At 43.2% G+C, this 19,136-nt stretch carries 16 protein-coding genes; 11 read left to right on the forward strand and 5 right to left on the reverse strand.

Features of this window, described 5'->3' with window-relative positions:
* The first annotated feature begins 279 nt into the window (after positions 1-279).
* The 3 genes from DFP82_RS01025 (at position 280) to DFP82_RS01035 (ending at position 4,147) form a co-directional block, all read left to right on the forward strand.
* Positions 280-1,002, forward strand: a complete 723-nt coding sequence (locus DFP82_RS01025) for a DUF4442 domain-containing protein (protein WP_110921867.1) — start codon at positions 280-282, stop codon at positions 1,000-1,002.
* A gap of 621 nt (positions 1,003-1,623) precedes the next feature.
* Entirely contained in the window at positions 1,624-2,451 is an 828-nt protein-coding gene (locus tag DFP82_RS01030; protein ID WP_110921868.1) for a thiazole synthase, read from the forward strand.
* 268 nt (positions 2,452-2,719) lie between these two features.
* Entirely contained in the window at positions 2,720-4,147 is a 1,428-nt protein-coding gene (locus DFP82_RS01035) for a WS/DGAT/MGAT family O-acyltransferase (RefSeq protein WP_110921869.1), read from the forward strand.
* A gap of 42 nt (positions 4,148-4,189) precedes the next feature.
* Here the strand turns inward: DFP82_RS01035 and DFP82_RS01040 are convergent, their stop codons facing one another.
* Both DFP82_RS01040 and dxs read right to left on the reverse strand, forming a co-directional pair.
* The gene (locus DFP82_RS01040) at positions 4,190-5,017 is read right to left on the reverse strand and encodes an inositol monophosphatase family protein (RefSeq protein WP_110921870.1); all 828 of its coding nucleotides are present in this window, start codon (positions 5,015-5,017) and stop codon (positions 4,190-4,192) included.
* 405 nt (positions 5,018-5,422) lie between these two features.
* On the reverse strand, positions 5,423-7,486 hold the full coding sequence (dxs, locus tag DFP82_RS01045) for a 1-deoxy-D-xylulose-5-phosphate synthase (RefSeq protein WP_110921871.1): 2,064 nt from the start codon (positions 7,484-7,486) through the stop codon (positions 5,423-5,425).
* Between the two features lie 519 nt (positions 7,487-8,005).
* Here dxs and ribA point away from each other — a divergent pair.
* The 3 genes from ribA (at position 8,006) to DFP82_RS01060 (ending at position 10,546) form a co-directional block, all read left to right on the forward strand.
* Positions 8,006-8,650, forward strand: a complete 645-nt coding sequence (gene ribA / locus DFP82_RS01050) for a GTP cyclohydrolase II (protein ID WP_110921872.1) — start codon at positions 8,006-8,008, stop codon at positions 8,648-8,650.
* A gap of 7 nt (positions 8,651-8,657) precedes the next feature.
* The gene (gene hemF, locus DFP82_RS01055; RefSeq protein WP_110921873.1) at positions 8,658-9,650 is read left to right on the forward strand and encodes an oxygen-dependent coproporphyrinogen oxidase; all 993 of its coding nucleotides are present in this window, start codon (positions 8,658-8,660) and stop codon (positions 9,648-9,650) included.
* Between the two features lie 413 nt (positions 9,651-10,063).
* A complete protein-coding gene (locus DFP82_RS01060) occupies positions 10,064-10,546 on the forward strand; it encodes a c-type cytochrome (protein ID WP_110921874.1) in 483 nt (160 codons plus the stop codon).
* 281 nt (positions 10,547-10,827) lie between these two features.
* Here DFP82_RS01060 and DFP82_RS01065 read toward each other — a convergent pair whose 3' ends face one another.
* The 3 genes from DFP82_RS01065 to DFP82_RS01075 form a co-directional block, all read right to left on the reverse strand.
* Positions 10,828-11,787, reverse strand: coding sequence for a mechanosensitive ion channel family protein (locus DFP82_RS01065; RefSeq protein ID WP_110921875.1), 960 nt, complete (start codon positions 11,785-11,787; stop codon positions 10,828-10,830).
* Between the two features lie 103 nt (positions 11,788-11,890).
* Positions 11,891-12,472, reverse strand: coding sequence for a lactoylglutathione lyase (gene gloA, locus DFP82_RS01070; RefSeq protein WP_181416209.1), 582 nt, complete (start codon positions 12,470-12,472; stop codon positions 11,891-11,893).
* A gap of 153 nt (positions 12,473-12,625) precedes the next feature.
* The gene (locus tag DFP82_RS01075; protein ID WP_110921876.1) at positions 12,626-13,264 is read right to left on the reverse strand and encodes a carbonic anhydrase; all 639 of its coding nucleotides are present in this window, start codon (positions 13,262-13,264) and stop codon (positions 12,626-12,628) included.
* Between the two features lie 703 nt (positions 13,265-13,967).
* On the opposite strand from DFP82_RS01075, the gene potA reads away from it, so the two are divergent.
* The 5 genes from potA (at position 13,968) to DFP82_RS01100 (ending at position 19,074) form a co-directional block, all read left to right on the forward strand.
* Positions 13,968-15,221: a spermidine/putrescine ABC transporter ATP-binding protein PotA gene (potA, locus tag DFP82_RS01080; RefSeq protein WP_110921877.1), complete on the forward strand. Its 1,254-nt coding sequence runs from the start codon at positions 13,968-13,970 to the stop codon at positions 15,219-15,221.
* Complete coding sequence (gene potB, locus DFP82_RS01085) at positions 15,221-16,099, forward strand: spermidine/putrescine ABC transporter permease PotB (RefSeq protein ID WP_110921878.1); 879 nt, start codon at positions 15,221-15,223, stop codon at positions 16,097-16,099. The genes potA and potB overlap by 1 nt, the downstream gene beginning before the upstream one ends.
* Positions 16,099-16,887 (forward strand): spermidine/putrescine ABC transporter permease PotC, encoded by a 789-nt coding sequence (gene potC / locus DFP82_RS01090; protein ID WP_110921879.1) that lies wholly within the window; start codon positions 16,099-16,101, stop codon positions 16,885-16,887. Before potB ends, potC begins: the two co-directional genes overlap by 1 nt.
* 137 nt (positions 16,888-17,024) lie before the next feature.
* Positions 17,025-17,915 (forward strand): LysR family transcriptional regulator, encoded by an 891-nt coding sequence (locus tag DFP82_RS01095; RefSeq protein WP_025651936.1) that lies wholly within the window; start codon positions 17,025-17,027, stop codon positions 17,913-17,915.
* A gap of 172 nt (positions 17,916-18,087) precedes the next feature.
* Positions 18,088-19,074, forward strand: a complete 987-nt coding sequence (locus DFP82_RS01100) for an RICIN domain-containing protein (protein ID WP_110921880.1) — start codon at positions 18,088-18,090, stop codon at positions 19,072-19,074.
* The last annotated feature ends 62 nt before the right edge of the window (positions 19,075-19,136 follow it).

The following is a 19,136-nucleotide window of genomic DNA, read 5'->3' on the forward strand; positions in this document are numbered from 1 at the left end:
GCTAAAACGGTGTCATTATAGCGTGACGCTCCACATGGCATCTAACGGCATTATTGTGAACAATATAGCTACGAGCTAAACTATTTCTAGTGTCCAAGACATCACTATATGAGTGTTGTTTTATAAGCGCATCAGTTCATTCTAATAATAGTCGGACAGCAGTAGTTAATGTAACATAGTGAGTATAGCGGCTTGCATAATACTCCGTATTTTTCCGCTATGATGATACACGCTAATACTCAAAATCTCATTCAACGCATCTAAGTTAAGGAATTTTGTATGTCAGGTTTATTAAAAAAACTCCCCACCAAGCTGACCAATAAATTGCCAGCTAAAATATCTGACAACACAAGATTGCCAGTCGACAAGCCAACCAGCACACTCAAGCCCATCAGCAACCAATTCACCAAACTGTTATCAGTGACTAAATACTTGCCTGCCGGTGCACGATCGAGCATCTTGTCCAAAGCCTTTGGCAAGGTCGTGCCATATGTCGGCACGACAGGCGTCTATTATGAAACTGTCAATCCCAATCAAGTGGTTGTCAGTTTAAATAACACCAAGGCTGTACAGAATCACATTGGTTCCATCCATGCAGTGGCCATTACCTTATTGGCTGAAACGGCCACAGGGTTTATCTTGGGTTTAAACCTACCCTCTGACCGCGTGCTATTAATTAAGTCTTATTCGGTTAACTTTTACCGCCCTATTAAAAAGGGTCAAATTGCAGCGGTGGCAAGTTTATCTGATGAGCAGCGCTTAGATATCTTAAACACGCCAAAAGGTGAAATGGTTATACCTTGCGTGATTCATGACCGTGAGTCTGACAGCGATCGCGATCCAATCGTCGTTGAGATGACATGGGCTTGGATACCCAAATCTGAGCTAGAAGCGCGTCGTCAAGGAAAAGCGAATGAAAAAGCTGCAGCAGTTGCTACAGAGTCTCCGGCAGATACTGAGCAAAGCAGTCAACCAGAGGTAAATGATGAAGCCGCTAAATAGCCAATAGTTCATTCCGACTCAATTAAATATGATGCGCTGTACACTTTTTATATCTATATAGCGCATCGTTTTAATAGTTAATTGAGATTAGCACGTATATAACCAGTAACAATACTCTCTGTTTAGATATCTAACGTCTTATCCGCCTCTAACGTCTTATCCTCTGCTAGAAAACTCTGTGGCCCATCAGTACCTATCACTGCGACCTTCTGACTTGTACATCCCTCTACCTCTTATCTGACCTTATTACGGCACATAGCCCGTTGCAACGTATGACTCATAAGTACCATTGCTATATGTATCACTACTATAGATACCACTACTATAGATACCTCTGCATACATTGTTGTATGCCTCGATAAAGTTGATGATAAAAGAGGCGGGTTGCTTAAATCGTTAAACTGGGTAAAGATTGTCTGTAAGCGCGCATGAGTTTGTTATAATAACATTTTGTTTTTCGTGAGTAGCAAGGATCCGATTTTGGATGCTCCCTATCTGGTCTTTACCATCATGATGAGAAGCTGTCGCCTGCCATAGACTACTGCCTACGATGAATAACTTTTATTATTGAACCAACTCTTCGTTTGTCACCTTTGTTCGCCCGCTATTAGGATTATCCTTATGTCACAACAAGCCGCTATTTCTACTACCAGCCCTATACCACTTTCACAAGATACGTTTACTGTAGGCAGTCGTACATTCTCTTCACGATTGTTGGTTGGCACTGGTAAGTATAAAGACATGACCGAAACTGGTGCTGCTATTGCGGCTTCAGAAGCAGAGATTGTCACGGTTGCTATTCGCCGAGTCAATATCGGTCAGAACAGTAATGAGCCGAACTTGCTGGATGTAATCTCACCTGATAAGTACACCATATTGCCCAACACTGCAGGTTGTTTCGATGCCGAGACTGCTGTTCGTACTTGCAAGCTGGCTCGTGAGCTATTGGGTGGACATAACTTGGTTAAGCTTGAAGTATTGGGCGATGAAAAAACGCTTTATCCAAACGTAATGGAAACGTTAAAAGCCGCCAAAGTATTGATCGATGATGGCTTTGAGGTGATGGTTTATACGTCAGATGATCCTATCGTCGCACAAGAATTAGAAAGCATGGGCTGTGTCGCTATTATGCCGCTAGGTAGCTTGATTGGTTCAGGTCTTGGTCTGCTCAATCGTCATACGCTTAGCTTGATTATTGAAAACGCTAAAGTACCCGTATTGGTAGATGCAGGCGTCGGCACTGCCTCTGATGCGGCACTTGCGATGGAGCTCGGCTGTGATGGTGTACTGATGAACTCTGCCATTGCCAACGCCCAGAACCCAGTTATGATGGCACATGCCATGAAGCATGCAATGTGGGCTGGTCGCGAAGCATTCTTAGCAGGGCGCATGCCGGTACGCAAAATGGCGACTGCTAGCTCGCCACAGACTGGATACTTTTTTCAGTAAAGTATCTGACAATGCACCATTATAAAAGTCAGTGATAAAACAATAAGAAAAAACGACGTCAGGCTTATTATATTAGACGTTTATCTTTAGTCAAAAATTAGGACTTGTTGAACATCCTACTACGGCAGCGACTAGTGGTAGATGTTCGACATAACCTAATCACTGTTTCATTGAATACCTTGCTCAAAGTATTATATATACACTTATGCTTAATCGCTTTGTCCCACTTTTAAATTGAATTAACCACATCGTCATAAAAGGATTTATTATGCGACTTCTCACAGCAGTCGACCAATTATTTTTGCTTCTTGAGTCGCGTAAACAACCTATGCATGTGGGTGGTTTATTTTTATTTGAAGTACCAGATACGGCTGACAGCGACTTTGTCTATCAGTTGGTCAAGCAAATGCAAGACTCCGATGTACCGCCAAGCTTTCCTTTTAATCAAGTATTGGAGCATATGGCGTTTTGGCAAAAAGACAAAAACTTTGATGTCGAACATCACCTTCACCATGTCGCTCTACCAAAACCTGCACGGGTACGCGAATTGCTCATGTATGTCTCAAGAGAGCATGGACGTCTCTTAGATCGCGCGATGCCTTTGTGGGAATGTCACGTGATTGAAGGCATTCAGCCAGAAAACGAAGGCGATCCTGAACGTTTTGCTTTGTATTTCAAAATTCATCATTCTTTGGTAGATGGCATTGCTGCCATGCGCCTCGTTCAAAAATCTTTATCGCAGTCACCCACTGAACCAGTAACCCTGCCAATCTGGTCTTTAATGGCACGTCATCGCAACCACGTCAACGCCATACTTCCTTCGAAAAGATCTATCAGACGCATCATTAAAGAGCAGATATCTACCATCAAGCCTGTGTTTACAGAATTGCTAGACAATCTCAAAAATTCTGGAGATGATGGCTATGTCGGCACTTTTGATGCGCCCATGAGTATTTTGAACAAGCGTATCTCTGCATCGCGGCGTATTGCAGCGCAGTCTTATGATATTCAGCGCTTTAATGATATTGCCGATAGACTAAAAATTAGTAGAAATGATGTGGTACTGGCAGTTTGCGCTGGTGCCATCCGTCGCTATTTAATATCGATGGATGCGCTGCCTAGTAAGCCATTAATTGCCTTTGTACCGATGTCACTGCGTACAGATAATAGCGTATCGGGTAATCAGCTGTCATTTGTATTGGCCAACCTAGGCACACATTTGGATGATCCATTACGTCGGATACAGCTCATCCATCGTAGTATGAACAGTGGTAAGCGCCGCTTCCGCCGTATGAACCAAGCGCAAGTTATCAACTACAGCGTTATCGCCTATGCTTGGGAAGGTATCAATCTAGCAACCGGGCTATTCCCGAAAAAACAGGCCTTTAACCTCATTATCTCCCACGTACCTGGTTCTGAGAAACCTCTATATTGGAATGGTGCACGCTTGCAATCTCTATATCCGGCTTCTATCGTATTCAACGGACAAGCGATGAATATTACGTTAGCCAGTTATTTGGATAAGATTGAGTTCGGTATTGCAGCTTGCAGTAAGGCTTTGCCTCACGTACAAGACATGCTCGCGCTGATAGAAGAAGAATTGACGCTGCTAGAAACGACCAGTAAAACGCTTGAGTTTCAGGGTATAACCGTTGGCAGTGAAAGTGATAAAGCAACAAAAAAGCTGGCTCCTTAACGGAACCAGCTTTTTATTATCAATACTTTTAAATATTGCTACTTATACAGCCTCGCCCCAACTAGGAACGACTACTTGCATCAATGGCTTTAACAGCTTGATGTTACAAGCAAAAATAGAACCTGAAGTCATAGAGTTGTGCGCGCCTGTATGATCGACAACCACACCACGTGCCTCAGTGACGATAAGCTCACCAGCAGCGATATCCCACGGCTTGATAGACATCTCGAAATAACCATCGAAACGACCAGCAGCTACATAGCACAAATCCAATGCTGCAGACCCTAAACGACGAATTTGACCACCCGCTTCAGAGACTTTCTGTAAGCTTTCAAAATGCTCTTTCGCATAAGAAATCACTTCACCATTGCGCTTACGCTCAAGCGGATGACCCGTAGTAAATAGACCACCATCAAGCGTTTTTCGTTCGCTCACTTGCATACGGCGATTGTTCAAGCGCGCGCCTTTACCGCGGCTAGCAGAGAACATCTCGTCACGGACTGGATCATAGACCACGCCATGTTGAGTCACGCCTTTATGCTGTACAGCAATAGAAACACAGAACTGCGGCACACCATGAACGAAGTTTTTGGTGCCATCTAGCGGATCGATAATCCAGCACCAGTCAGCGTCTTCGCCGCGACCTTCTTGCATACCAAACTCTTCACCCAAAAACGAATGATTCGGATAGCTGGCTTTTAGCGTCTCAATCGTCAGCTCTTCACTGAAACGATCAATACGTGTGACCAATCCATCAAGTCCTTTCGACTCGATGTCCAATTCGATTTTGTGGCGGTTTTGATGCGCATATAAAATCTCTTTACCAACTTTTTCAGCAGTACGCGCTGCGATGACGACCATGGGTTCCATAAATAACCTATTTGCTTGATGAATGAATATAAAAAATAAGACTAACTTTGTGCCCACAACATGCCGATTAGACTAGCCGCATCACACCACATCTATGCGATTTAAAAAACGTGTCTTTTATAGATGAAAACTTATAAACGACAACCGCATTATACTAAAATTGTTCGATAAAAACGAAAAAACCATTACGTTCGCCAAACCAACCCATATTTTGGTGGTCATCACAAACTGCGCAAGTTGTAAAAAAGTCAGCACCTACGGCTAAGCAGGCGTTAGCTCTATCTATCGAGCTTTTATCTGTTCAAACTAATATCGTTAACTTTAAATCAATTTCGACCATACTATTTATGACAATATGTCTTATAGCAATACGATTTATAACAACACGACTTATAGCAACATAGCTTATGACAATAACTGTCTAAGCTGCTTACTCACACCGTCGACACTCAAACCGCAATCAGCCAGTTGCTGAGCTTGGGAACCGTGCGCAATGAAGCGATCAGGAATACCCATATTATAAATGACTGGACGAGTACGCTTAAAAGCAGCTGACTCATTGAGCAAATACTCATTGACCGCACTACCCGCGCCGCCAGTAATTACGTGCTCTTCTAGGGTCGCAATATGAGTAATGCCTTTTGCCAATAGCGCTTCTAATAGGTTAGTGTCTAAAGGTTTTACCCAGCGCATATTTACCACATGCACTTGATACTCTGATTCTGTATCACCATTGACGATAGCTTCTGCTGCGTGCTGAGCCGTGGTCATCATCGTACCAAATACCAATAATGCGAGCTTTTTCGGTGCGTCATTAGAGCCTAATACTGACTCTACCACAGCTTCGCCGATTTTATAAATCTGTGCTGGCTGTTCGATAACGGCGCCCGTACCCACACCACGTGGATATCGTACCGCCGTGCATCCTTCGTAGTCATAACAAGTATTGAGCAAATGGTAACATTCGTTTTCATCTTTTGGCGCTGCAATCACCATGTTAGGGACGCAACGTAAAAATGCAAAATCAAATACGCCAGCATGGGTTGCGCCATCTTCACCGACTAGACCAGCTCGGTCAATAGCAAACGTTACGTCTAAATTCTGTAACGCAACGTCATGAATCAACTGATCATAGCCACGCTGCAAGAACGTTGAATAAATTGCGACAATCGGTTTGACACCTTGAGTTGCCATGCCAGCTGCTAGCGTGACTGCATGCTGTTCCGCAATCGCCACATCGAAAAAACGTGCTGGAAAATGACGAGCAAAGTCGATCATTCCAGAGCCTTCTTCCATAGCAGGTGTAATGGCAAGCAGTTTGTCATCTTCAGCAGCTTTATCACACAAAAACTGGCCGAACACTTGCGAGTATTTTAACGCTGGCTTATTTTTTGGAGCCTTTGCTACTGAAGTATCTGCTACTTTGGGCTTTGTTTCATCATCTTCGACAGGCAGTTTGCTAATCGCATGATAACCGACTGGATCTAGTTCAGCTGGCGCAAAGCCTTTACCCTTAGTGGTATAAATATGAACCAATACTGGACCTGATACTCGCTTGGCAAGTGACAATACACGCAACAGCTCAGGGATATTGTGACCATCAAATGGACCAAAATAGGTAAAACCAATCGCTTTAAATAAGTTATCTTCTAATTGCGGGACATCGCGCATCTCTTTGTGGCGCTTACGGCGATCAAATCCTTGCATATCAGGACGATGACAGAGAACAGGCTCACCTGTCTCAGAGATATCAACCTGATATCCTGATTCCCATAGCGTGGCTAAATGCCGCGAAAACCCACCGATAGAACAAGATATCGACATATCATTGTCATTTAAGATGACTAGCAAATCAGCGTCTTGCTGTACTGCATCATTCATGGCCTCAAATGCCATGCCACCTGTCATCGCACCATCGCCGATGATACAAGCCACTGTTTGTGCACAGCCTTGATAGCGCAGCGCTAAGCTCATGCCTAGACCCGCTGAGATTGAAGTCGATGAATGACCAACGCCAAAGGTATCGTACACAGACTCGGCACGCTCAGGAAAAGCCGTCAATCCATCTTTCGATCTAATACTACCTAACTGCTCGCGGCGACCAGTCAATACTTTATGAGCATAGGCTTGATGACCTACGTCCCAAACAATCTGATCTTGCGGCGTATCTAACAAATAATGTAGCGCAATGGTCAATTCAACCACGCCCAAATTGGCACCAAAATGCCCACCACTCTGACCGGCTGAATACAACAGAAACAGTCGCAATTCATCTGCCAAGGTAATAAGCTGAGTGGTTGTAAACGTTTTTAGATCAGACGGCGCATCGATACTATCAAGTAGTGGCGTATTTGGACGCACACGCGGAATGACAGCGTAAGTCTGCTGCAAATTTGACAGCTGGGCAGCGGATTCAATGGCTGACGCAGATACGGACTGAGACTGTGGGGAATGAGGTGACTGCTGCATAAACCGTACGATACCTACCAATCTGCTGACAAGACGTGCTTTAGAGTATAAAGATAACTATAGCTAAGCGACGTCAATAATATCTACATCATTATTGATGTAACTGACCATATAATTATTCATGCAATGCCTACGTATCTATACCTACGCGGCGCCTAACAACAAACACGCCGTCATAATAGACAGCGCTTCCATACTAGGGGTTGATATTATGCCTTATTATTTTGCATCAATATCGAATGTTCGTGACGACATAGTAATGTAAGGGTAAAGACTTGTCACTGTATCCGTCAAAATAGTATGGCATAATAGCATTTTTTTTTAATGGTCGCTTTAATCATCGTGCATCGTCTGTGAACTTTGTGTGTTTTTATAATAAAGACAATCAGCACGCATGTGTTACGAACAGATTATACTGCTATCATCCTAACTATCCTAATACAGCTAGGATGACATCGCTGCGTTATTACTGCTAATACAGACCTTACTGCCACAACTACCGGCTTATGCAGGACATTAATGTCATATCAATTTATTACTAGTGCCAAACTACCGACTCGTTATGGCGAGTTTGATATTCATATCTTTGAAAACGAAGACGGTCAAGAGCATGTGATGCTGACCGTCGGGCTGCCTGTGGTCGACCCAGATACAGCGACGCCATCAGAGCGACCGGCTCCCTTGATTCGTATTCATTCTGAGTGCCTAACTGGCGATGCTTTTAGCTCATTGAAGTGCGACTGTGGTCCGCAGCTTAATTCGGCGATGCAAGCCATACAAGAGGCTGGCTGTGGTGCTATTTTGTACCTGCGCCAAGAAGGTCGCGGCATTGGGCTCACCAATAAGATTCGTGCTTACGCCCTTCAAGATCAAGGTCATGATACGTTAGATGCCAATCTGATGTTGGGCTTGCCTGCAGATGCGCGTATTTATGACATGTGTGGGCCGATGCTCGCTCATATCGGTGTTGATGCGGTTAGACTCATTACTAATAACCCTAACAAAATTGCTTATCTCACTGAGCATGGCATCAATGTCGTGGAACGCGTGCCATTATTGGTAGGGGTCAATGATATGAATGCTGAATACCTCGCGACCAAGCGTGACCGTATGGGACATTTATTGGATAAAGATTTCAACACTGCAATACACCTGAATAAATAGATATTTTATGAGTATTCCAAATATAGATAATAAATCAGAACCATCAGAATCAGTGGTAACACCGACCAATAATGACATCACACGAGTGCGTGAGTTTTTAGTCGGTTTGCAGGCGCGTATCTGCCAAGCATTAGAAGCGCAAGAGCGTGATGGTGGTGGCAATGCAACCTTCGTCCCTGATGACTGGGAACGACCTGAAGGTGGCGGTGGTCGCTCGTGCGTACTAGCAGATGGCGACGTGATTGAAAAAGCAGGCGTGATGTTTAGCCATATTCATGTACACAACCTGCCAGCTTCAGCTACGGCGCGCCATCCCGATATCGCTGGCCGCAAAGCTCAAGCCATGGGCGTGTCACTGGTTGTGCATCCCAAAAACCCTAACGTCCCTACTAGCCATGCCAATGTTCGTTTGTTCGTTGCTGAAGCTGAGGGCGAAGCGCCGATTTGGTGGTTTGGGGGTGGGTTTGATTTGACACCGTTTTACCCAGTACTTGCTGACTGCGTCCACTGGCATCAAGTCTGCCACGATCTGTGCGCACCGTTTGGTGACAGCGTCTATCCTGACTTTAAGCAATGGTGTGATGAGTACTTCCACCTACGTCATCGCAACGAGCAGCGCGGTATCGGCGGCTTATTCTATGATGATGTCAATACTGAGAGTCGTGGTTGGGACTTTGAGACCTGCTTTAACTTTATGAAAGCAGTGGGTAACGGCTATCTTGACGGTATTACACCTATCTTTGAGCAGCGTAAAGACACGCCTTATACTGAACAGCAGCGTGAATTTCAGCTGTATCGTCGTGGCCGCTACGTTGAATACAACTTAGTCTACGATCGCGGCACGCTATTTGGACTACAGAGCAATGGTCGTATTGAGTCTATCTTAGTAAGTATGCCGCCACTGGCGAGTTGGCACTACCGCTTCGAGCCTACTAAAGGCTCACCCGAGTTTGAGTTGACTGACGTTTATCTAAAGCCGCGTGAGTGGTTGACTCTATAGCTTATGTGAATATAATAAAGATGAGCAATGTCTACTAGATTATTGTCTAGTAGATTCAAATACAGGTCAGCTGCTATAGCTGACCTTTATCATATGGGGCTTATCACCTTCACAGAGATATAGACTGTCATTTATTTGAGCTTAATATGATCGATTAAGCCCACGATAAAATACGTATCAGTCAACTCAATGATATGGTTTAGATAATCATCATTACTTTGAATATTACGATGATATAACAACTATTTTAACCATAGCTACGCAAATAATGGTTACAATACAGATTAAATTTCTAAAAAATCACTGATAAGCGGACATACTTTCAGGTAATTATGAGTTGATTTTGACCACAGTATCAAAGCCACCGTCTGCAAATACGCATACTATTAGCCAAATTTAAAGGAGTAATCTATATGGCACAGGTTCATTCTAACAAATCATTGAAATCTATCTTCGGTATCACCTTAATGGCAGCCGCTTTAGGTCTAACAGCCTGTAGTACGGCAACCGAGTCTGACTCTAGCCCTGATATACAAGCCCGTCAAGACAGCATGAAAAACTGGGGTGATGCAATGGGCGTCATGGGTGATATGGCCAAAGCACCAGATACCTTTGATGCGGACGTCGTCAAAGAGCAAGCGGCATTCTTAGCAGAAGATTCTAGTATGCCGTGGAGCCATTTCGAAAACCAAGAAGACATGGGTAATGCGACTGAAGCCGTTTGGTCTAATGCTGATGGTTTCCGTGCAGAAGCTGATAACTTCCAAAAAGTTACTGCTGAACTAAGTGCTGCCGCTCAAACAGCCACTAGCATGGATGATATCAAGCCTGCATTCAGTCAAGTTGGTGCGAGCTGTAAGTCATGCCATACAGACTTTAGAGCAAAAGATGAATAAATCTTTATACTGATAGCCAGTAGATCAGCATAAAAAAACCGCCACATCATTTGATATGGCGGTTTTTTATTATGGGAACTAGGGCGTGTCCTCATTTTAAAAATAGTGATAGAAATGAGATAAATCGCAGTCAAACAAGGAAAATAGCGCAGATAATATCGAGATATTAATCAGCTATTTGACGCCGTTTGGCAAGATTTAGCCATTTTTAACCCATTTAGATAACTATCGAGTGAATTGAAGACACGCCCTAGCGTCTATGAATATTAATGATAGCTTGATTACTCTGCCACTGTCTTTTCCACATTGATGTTTTTTTGCTCATTAAGCTTATCGACAATCGTCATCACTGATGCGTCACTCAAGTCTATCGTCCTAATCGGGAATGGAATATTTACGCCTGCTGCATCTAGCGCGAGTTTAATCTCTACAAATACTTGGTGAATCGAGGTAACTTTATTGGCTTGCGTGCCATCTTCAATAAACCAACGTACCATCAAATCTATCGTTGAATCTCCAAAACCTGTCGCAATCACGCTCGGCTCAGCTTTCTTTGACACGCTATCTGCCCTATCTAGCGCTTTTAAAATCTCAGCTTTTGCCGCTTCGATATCATCTTCATAACCAATACCCACTGCCAGTTGTAACCGGCGCTGCTTATAGGCAGTATTGACTGTCAGCGCTGAGGTATATAAGTCAGAGTTTGGAATAACGACTTGCCGACCATCATAAGTTTTGATAGTGGTTGCACGAATTTTAATATCCTCAACTGTCCCTTCATACTCTCCTGAGACAATCTGATCACCGATGCGAAACGGCTCTGATATGAGTAGTAAAATACCAGACAGCAAATTTTGAAAAATATCTTTGAACGCAAAACCAATAGCGACAGAACCGATACCGAGTGCACCGATTAGCTTGGCAGGGGTGAATTCCGGCACAGCTATCACCATGGCTATCATAAAGCCTACGAAGATAATTAAAGCACCACCTACTCGCTGAAATACTTTGACCAAATTCTGATGCCGTCTGCGACTGCCTAATATTTTATAGACGATTTTTTTGAAGAGTATCGACAAAAACCAAAAGATTAAGACAACGATAATCGAAGCAACAAAATACGGAATACGCTCGACAAAACCAATAAATATGCCATTCGCAGAATCAATAATACTTTGATACGTTAGTGCAGCTGTTGTTGGCTCTGTACCTGCTATCGTTTCTGCCTCAGAGGTTGGCATCTAGGTGTCACTCCTTTGGTTGGTCATATTGATTATTCTGTTTATTGATAAATATTAGCAACGAATACTCATCAAATATTCAAAGCTTTCAAACGCTTAAAACTTAGCCCATCAAGTCAGCTTGTACAATCTCAATCCAGTAGCCATCGACGTCTTTGATAAAGGCGATATTTTTCATGCTGCCATCTTCTGGACGCTTCTTGAATTCAACGTTATTTTTATCAAACCAAGCCACCGCTTCATCCAGACTTGGCACGCTAAAGCAAATATGACCAAAACCCTGTGGATCTTGGTTACCATCATGATAGCTAAAATCAGCTTTGGTTTCGGTACCGTAGTTATGAGTCAACTCTAAGATACCGCGCTGACGAAATGCAAAGATTTCTAAGTCATCACCAGCAGGCAGGTTGTCTCGCTCACTCTCCGTTAGCTTGGCTAAAAAATATAAATCGAAACCCATATCAGGGAATTTTTTTACCGCCAGCAACGTCATTCCAAGGACGCCCGTATAGAACGCTAATGACTTGGCAGGATCTTTTACCCGTAGCATCGTATGGTTAAACGTATAGCCAGTCGTCTGACCTGAAATAGGCTGAACACCAGCGGTATTTACGCTGCTAGTCGGCTGAGCTATAAGTGATTCGTTATTATTATCGGTGGCTGAGCCATTATTTGATATAGACATAATTATCCTAATATTGACAAAATATAGAGTTAAAAAAACAAGCGCGTAAAGGCTTTTTACGCGCTTGACTCTCTTATCATAATAAAAAATCACGAAAGGATTGAGAGGATTTTGTAATAGTGCTTATTTGATGTGGCCGATTTAGACGGTTTATTAGCTGTCTAAGAACCGTACTTTGCCTGTCTCTAAATCATACTCTGCACCAACGACTAGCAACTGACCGCTATTGGTCAAGTCTTCTAGTGCACGCGAGCCATGCTTAAGTTGGCTAACCGACATACGTACGTTAGCACGGATTGAGCGATCAACTAGCTCGTCGGCATCGACGTCTTGACCATTGGCAGTCGCCAATTCATGCAGGTTATAAACACTTGGACGGATGCGATCTACGATGGACTGCAAATTGGGCGAGTAGTTTGTTTCAGGGTTAATGAGGGTTTCTACGCAGGCCGTAACCGCACCGCAATGTGAATGTCCAAGTACGACAACCAACTTGGTACCGAATTTTTCGGCCGCAAATTCAATCGAGCCAATCTGTGATGGTGCGACCACGTTTCCAGCGACTCGAATCACGAACAAATCACCCAAGCCTTGATCAAATACAATCTCAACTGGTACACGTGCGTCCGAGCAACCCAAAATAATAGCCAAAGGATCTTGGTCTTTGACCAACTCCGGACGCCTTTGCATCATCGGATCAGTATTGCTCAAGCTATCAACGTAGCGTGCATTTCCTTCTTTCAAAAGCTCAAGGGCTTCTTGACCTGTTTTTGGGCGCGTATTGTTCGGCATAAGATATCCTTTATCATCAATAATATTAGAGTTATAAGCTGTTTAAATTGGATCTAGAATTAAGCTCACTCAGTCTACTATCTGTAGTAATTTTGCTCACCTCTCTAGTATCCAAGTCATATTTAACTGGCTATATTCAACTGGTTGTATTCAAACATAAATCGACTAAATAACTGACTAGTCACTATTAGGTACTGACAGGCCAAAGCTATTGGTCTACCACAGAGTAATTGTATAGGAATACCGCTTAAAAAATGATAAAAAACTTTGTATTAATGTCGCTATATGACGTAATTATTGCTAGCTGCCCCAAATCATAGAAATGAACCCCCTTGCCAAATGTCCTAAATAGGTTTGCCAAAAACTAGAACTGAAAAGCTCATAATAAAAACTCCTTCCTATCCTATAGTTGATTCAATCTGAAAGAGAGTCAGGGCAACCGAGTGCAGATGTATATGTAATACTTTAAGCGAGATTAACGCTGTCACTCTTTCATAGTGGATTGACTATACCTTTGTCTCTCAAGTATTGTCTCTCACGTAACTTATGATTAACTTGCACTAATTTATATCAAGGGTTTGTTATAATACGTGGCAACCAGACTAAGTCTATCCCCATAGCTTACACCCACACCAAATGACTTTGACCACAGTATCCTAAATGAATGGCCATACTGCGATGTTAGATGCTTAGGAAAAATATTATGACCATCCCGCTGCCCAATACGCACAAAACCTCTACATCACCTAATGATGATAAGGTGCTGCTGCAACTGACTGGTCTAAAAAAAACCTACGATCAAACTGAAGTATTAAAAGACATCAACCTCGACATTCAACATGGTGAGTTTTTGACACTGCTTGGCCCTTCAGGCTGCGGTAAGACAACCTTGCTACGCTTGATTGCAGGCTTTGAGCAGCCAAATGCTGGTGCTATTCATTTAGATGGCGTACAGATGGCAGGGTTACCTGCGGATAAGCGTCCGGTCAATACAGTGTTTCAGCAGTATGCATTGTTTCCTCATATGACCGTCGCCCAAAACGTAGCTTACGGTCTTAAGCTCAAAAAAATACCGAAAGATGAGATTAAGACACGTGTACGCGAGATGCTCGCGATGGTGCAGTTAGAACATCTAGCCAATCGTAAACCGCAAGATTTATCGGGTGGTCAACAGCAGCGTGTAGCTATTGCGCGTGCCGTGATAAATCGTCCTAAACTGCTGTTACTCGATGAGCCACTATCCGCGCTCGATCACAAACTGCGTTTGCAGATGCAGTCTGAGCTCAAGCGTCTACAACGTGAGCTGGGTATCACTTTTGTATTTGTCACCCATGATCAAGAAGAAGCGCTATCGATGTCAGATCGTATCGCAGTGATGAAAGACGGCACCTTTCAGCAAATCGGCACGCCTATCGAGATTTATGAAACGCCTGCCAACTTGTTCACAGCCAAGTTCATCGGTGAGACCAATCTATTTAAAGCAGAAGTAAAAGGTGTCTACCCCGATCAGCCAGATCGTGATGGTAAAGTCACCAACGGACGTATCGAAGTAGAAGTTTGCGAGGCACAAGCTCAAGATGGTCCAACCAGCTTGCGTAATTTACGTCGGCCTAATTTTGCCAATGACGTACAAGTAGGCGACATCGTAAACTTACTCCTGCGCCCAGAAGACTTAAGAGTTTATGATCCACAAGATGATGAGCATGTTGGACTGTTTGGCCGAGTGATTGAAAGTAACTACAAAGGCAGCACGCTCGACTCAATCATTGAGCTAGCAAACGGCCATATTATTAAAGCCTCTGAATTCTTTGACGAAGATGACCCAAGCTTTGATTATAAACTAAATGAAGCTGTCAAAGTCTCATGGGTCGATGGCTGGGAATGGGTATTGCCAGAAGACTCTACTGAGCCAAATAAAGGTGGAGACCATACAACCGTACAAAAGGATGCCAGCTAATGGCAGGTCACAGCTTAGGCAGCAAAAGTCCTTTTCGCACCGCAACGCTATGGCTCATTTGGGGTTGGTTACTGATATTCGCGCTATTACCAAATATCTTGGTCATCGCGGTCAGCTTTTTGACCCGTGATAGCAGTGCTTTTATCAGCTTACCTGTCAGCATCGACAGCTATGCACGCATGATTGATCCGCTCTATTTCGGCGTATTTATCCATTCGTTATGGATGGCAGGCATTACGACCATCATCTGTTTATTACTTGGCTACCCTTTTGCATGGCTTATATCTAGAGCAAAACCCCGTTGGCAACCACTGTTGATGATGCTATTAATACTACCGTTTTGGACCAACTCTCTGGTGCGTACTTATGCACTCAAGTTGCTGTTTGCGAATAATGGTTTGATTAATAAATCACTGCTTGCGATAGGTGTTATCGATACCCCTATCGATATCTTATATACGCAAGGTGCAGTGATAGCTGGTCTGACGTATTTACTATTTCCATTTATGGTGTTGCCATTATATGCCGTGTTTACTGACTTGCGTCAGGACATGCTACTGGCATCACAAGATTTGGGTGCATCCAAGACACAGACTTTTTGGCATATCGTACTACCATTGACGACGCCTGGCATCATTTCAGGAGTGCTCTTAGTCTTGCTGCCAGCAATGGGAATGTTCTATGTCGCCGACATCTTAGGTGGTTCACGCAACCTATTGGTCGGAAATATCATCAAAAACCAGTTTTTGGATGCGCGCGATTGGCCATTTGGTGCTGCAGCCAGCGTATTATTGACCCTTGCTATGGCTGTGCTGTTACTGGCCTATCGCGCCAGTAGTCGCCGCATTGGCAAGACTGATTTCAGTGAGGTGGCCTAATGTCTCATTCGCGTACTTTGAAGATTGGCAGTATCGCCGCCAAAGGCTATCTAAGCCTCATTTATGCCCTGTTGTATTTGCCTATCCTTGTTTTGGTGGTGATGTCCTTTAACAAATCGAAAATTGGCTACAACTGGGGCGGCTTCAGCCTAAAGTGGTATGAATCGCTATTTAATAACCAAGCCATGCTAGATGCGTTTTGGCATTCTATCGTATTAGGGTTGGTCGCCGCGACCGTCTCGACATTGATAGGTACGCTCACCGCTTTAGCACTACACCGTTATAATTTCCGTGGTAAAGGCTTGCTAAACGGGCTTCTGTTCGTGCTGATGATGTCGCCTGAAATTGTATTGGCCATCTCATTATTGGCGCTATTTTTATTAATTGGTCTGCAATTAGGATTTGTCTCGCTGTTATTAGCACACATTACCTTCTGTCTACCGTTTGTGGTCATCACTGTCTTTGCACGATTAAGCAGTTTAGATGAGCGATTGATGGAAGCGGCACGCGACTTGGGTGCCAATGAGTCCACGATGGTACGTACAGTACTCATTCCCGTAATTTTACCAGCGGTAATGGCTGGTTGGTTGCTCGCCTTTACGTTGTCATTGGATGATGTGGTGGTTTCAACCTTTGTCACTGGTCCAAGCTATGAGATTTTACCGTTACGGATTTATTCGATGGTACGGGTAGGACTTAAACCAGAAGTCAACGCTATCGGTACATTGCTACTGGCTGCTTCTTTAATATTGGTTATCATCTCGCAGCTGCTACTACGCCGGCGCTAGTTTGCTGTTGCCAATCTGGTATCGCTAGTTTGGCACTGCTTATTATTGACACTGCTTATTAATAGCAAGCTTTGAATGAAAGTCAGCGCTATATCTATTATAATGAATTTTTCTCACCTTCGCGGTTAGGTTACCTTATGCTAGAGCTCCGTCACCTCAACACCCTAACCGCGCTACGGGCGCATGGTTCACTCGCTGCTGCTGCCGATGAGCTGCATGTTACGGCTTCTGCGGTCTCACATCAGTTGAAAGAGCTAGAGAATTACTACGATATCAGCTTGGTCAATCGTCGTACGCGCCCGCTTACCTTTACCCCTGCTGGTAAGACCGTACTGGCGTTGGCAGATAGTATAATGCCGCAAGTCACCCGTACTAAATCCAACCTTAAGCGCCTAGCACATGGTCAAGCAGGCAGATTACGCCTAGCATCCGAGTGTCATAGTTGCTTTGATTGGCTGATGCCGATACTCAATCATTATCGCCGTGAGTGGTCAGATGTCGAGCTAGATTTTGCCACAGGGTTTGAGCCTGAGCCGCATCATCTACTCATGGAAGGTGATATTGATTTATTGATTACCACCAGTGATTTACCGATAGACGGTATCAGTTATCAGCCGCTGTTTGAGTACGAGAGTCGCTTGGTACTATCGCCCACGCATGATTTGGCAGCGCAAGAATTTATTGAACCCAGTGATTTGACTGAAGAAACCTTGATTGCTTATCCAGTAGAGGCCAAGCGTCTCGATATTATCGCCAACTTTATGACACCTGCACAGGTGAGCTTTGAGAATGTGCGTACTACAGAGCTGACAGCGATGCTCATTCAGCTGGTCGCTAGTGAACGCGGAGTAGCTGCATTACCTGATTGGGTCGTGGCGGAATATGAGAAAAAAGGCTGGGTCGTCTCGCGGAAGTTGGGTGCAGGTGTGCATTGTCAGCTGTATGCAGCGACGCGTACCTCTAGCCAAGACACAGCGTATATGCAAGGGTTTGCGAACTTACTAGAAGGGATCGTTAAACCATTATAAACTGTTGTGCTAACCTCCCTCAAAGTTTGAACTGCTGCTATAGGAAGCAGTAATCCTGCCTATTAAGAGGCCATATTCTTTTGAAAAAAATTGACTATGCATGCTCTAAGTGCTAATGATAGTTAGGTAACGAATTTTTATATTGTCAGTAACAATATATAAGGAAGTTTCCATGAGTAAAACTATTGTTATTCTACTTTCGATAATAGCTGGATGTGCTAATGCATCTGATAACTTAAAATTTAAAAACCTCAATATTAATGAGCTTAAATCTAGTGACCTTAATATTAAAAACTCAAAATCTGAAAACCTCAATCTCGATAAGATAAAGCCTGATAACCTCAGTGTTGAAAACTTGAAATATGAAAGCCCAAACATTGAGGAATCAAAATCTGAAAGCCTCAATATGGGTGATTTGAAATCTAAAAATCCTAATGTTTGGAACTTAAAATCATCAACACACAACGATTACTACAATCAGCCTGAAATATTTATTGAATTTAACTGTAAAAGTGGCAAAACCTACAAAATAGATTATAGGGCTAGCTCGTCTGGTTCATGGACAAAAGGAGATAATGAAGTCTGTTCTAATTCTGGTAATAACACAGGTTCTATTAACAACTATGGCATTCAACCAGTTGCTTGTAGCACCGAGTATGAAATCAGGGTTAAACGAAAAAACAGCACCAAATGGTATAGGGTAAATCAAAAAACACTTCCTTGCTATTCTTCTCCAAACCCTGCTCCTGATACAAGCGGAACTTTTAGACTAAAACAAGTTACGACAAATAAGTGTATATATGGTTATCAAACACCAGGCACAACCAATAATAATGCCTATACTTGGTCATGTTACCAGAACCCAGGTATGGCGTTTAAAATTCAAGTCAATCCAACGACTGGAAAAAAGAAACTTCAACATCAAGAATCTAAAGACTGTTTAACAGTGAATAGTAATACAAATGGAGCACGGGCATCTCTAGTTGACTGTCAATATGCAAATACATTTATATTAGAGCCAGTGACAGGTAATATTGTCAGACTAAAAGCTGAAGGCAAAAATAAGTGCTTATATGGGCTTAGTCAAAATGGTCAACCAGTTCACGCTTGGGGATGTTGGAATGATCCATCTATGAACTTTGTTCTAGAACCTTATTAAAGCGTAAATTTAACTTATAGTTATCATGTTCTACATTATATTTTTTGGCATTTTTATAATAC

It is taken from the genome of Psychrobacter fozii (genome assembly GCF_003217155.1).
Lineage (GTDB): Bacteria > Pseudomonadota > Gammaproteobacteria > Pseudomonadales > Moraxellaceae > Psychrobacter > Psychrobacter fozii.

What these genes read in the sequence shown, in the direction of transcription:
- DFP82_RS01035 (WP_110921869.1), top strand. Translation starts at nt 2,720, where the DNA reads ATGCGACTTCTCACAGCAGTCGACCAATTATTTTTGCTTCTTGAGTCG.
- DFP82_RS01025 (WP_110921867.1), top strand. Translation starts at nt 280, where the DNA reads ATGTCAGGTTTATTAAAAAAACTCCCCACCAAGCTGACCAATAAATTG.
- hemF (WP_110921873.1), top strand. Translation starts at nt 8,658, where the DNA reads ATGAGTATTCCAAATATAGATAATAAATCAGAACCATCAGAATCAGTG.
- potC (WP_110921879.1), top strand. Translation starts at nt 16,099, where the DNA reads ATGTCTCATTCGCGTACTTTGAAGATTGGCAGTATCGCCGCCAAAGGC.
- DFP82_RS01060 (WP_110921874.1), top strand. Translation starts at nt 10,064, where the DNA reads ATGGCACAGGTTCATTCTAACAAATCATTGAAATCTATCTTCGGTATC.
- DFP82_RS01095 (WP_025651936.1), top strand. Translation starts at nt 17,025, where the DNA reads ATGCTAGAGCTCCGTCACCTCAACACCCTAACCGCGCTACGGGCGCAT.
- gloA (WP_181416209.1), bottom strand. Translation starts at nt 12,472, where the DNA reads ATGTCTATATCAAATAATGGCTCAGCCACCGATAATAATAACGAATCA.
- potA (WP_110921877.1), top strand. Translation starts at nt 13,968, where the DNA reads ATGACCATCCCGCTGCCCAATACGCACAAAACCTCTACATCACCTAAT.
- DFP82_RS01065 (WP_110921875.1), bottom strand. Translation starts at nt 11,787, where the DNA reads ATGCCAACCTCTGAGGCAGAAACGATAGCAGGTACAGAGCCAACAACA.
- dxs (WP_110921871.1), bottom strand. Translation starts at nt 7,486, where the DNA reads ATGCAGCAGTCACCTCATTCCCCACAGTCTCAGTCCGTATCTGCGTCA.
- potB (WP_110921878.1), top strand. Translation starts at nt 15,221, where the DNA reads ATGGCAGGTCACAGCTTAGGCAGCAAAAGTCCTTTTCGCACCGCAACG.
- DFP82_RS01030 (WP_110921868.1), top strand. Translation starts at nt 1,624, where the DNA reads ATGTCACAACAAGCCGCTATTTCTACTACCAGCCCTATACCACTTTCA.
- DFP82_RS01100 (WP_110921880.1), top strand. Translation starts at nt 18,088, where the DNA reads ATGAGTAAAACTATTGTTATTCTACTTTCGATAATAGCTGGATGTGCT.
- ribA (WP_110921872.1), top strand. Translation starts at nt 8,006, where the DNA reads ATGTCATATCAATTTATTACTAGTGCCAAACTACCGACTCGTTATGGC.
- DFP82_RS01075 (WP_110921876.1), bottom strand. Translation starts at nt 13,264, where the DNA reads ATGCCGAACAATACGCGCCCAAAAACAGGTCAAGAAGCCCTTGAGCTT.
- DFP82_RS01040 (WP_110921870.1), bottom strand. Translation starts at nt 5,017, where the DNA reads ATGGAACCCATGGTCGTCATCGCAGCGCGTACTGCTGAAAAAGTTGGT.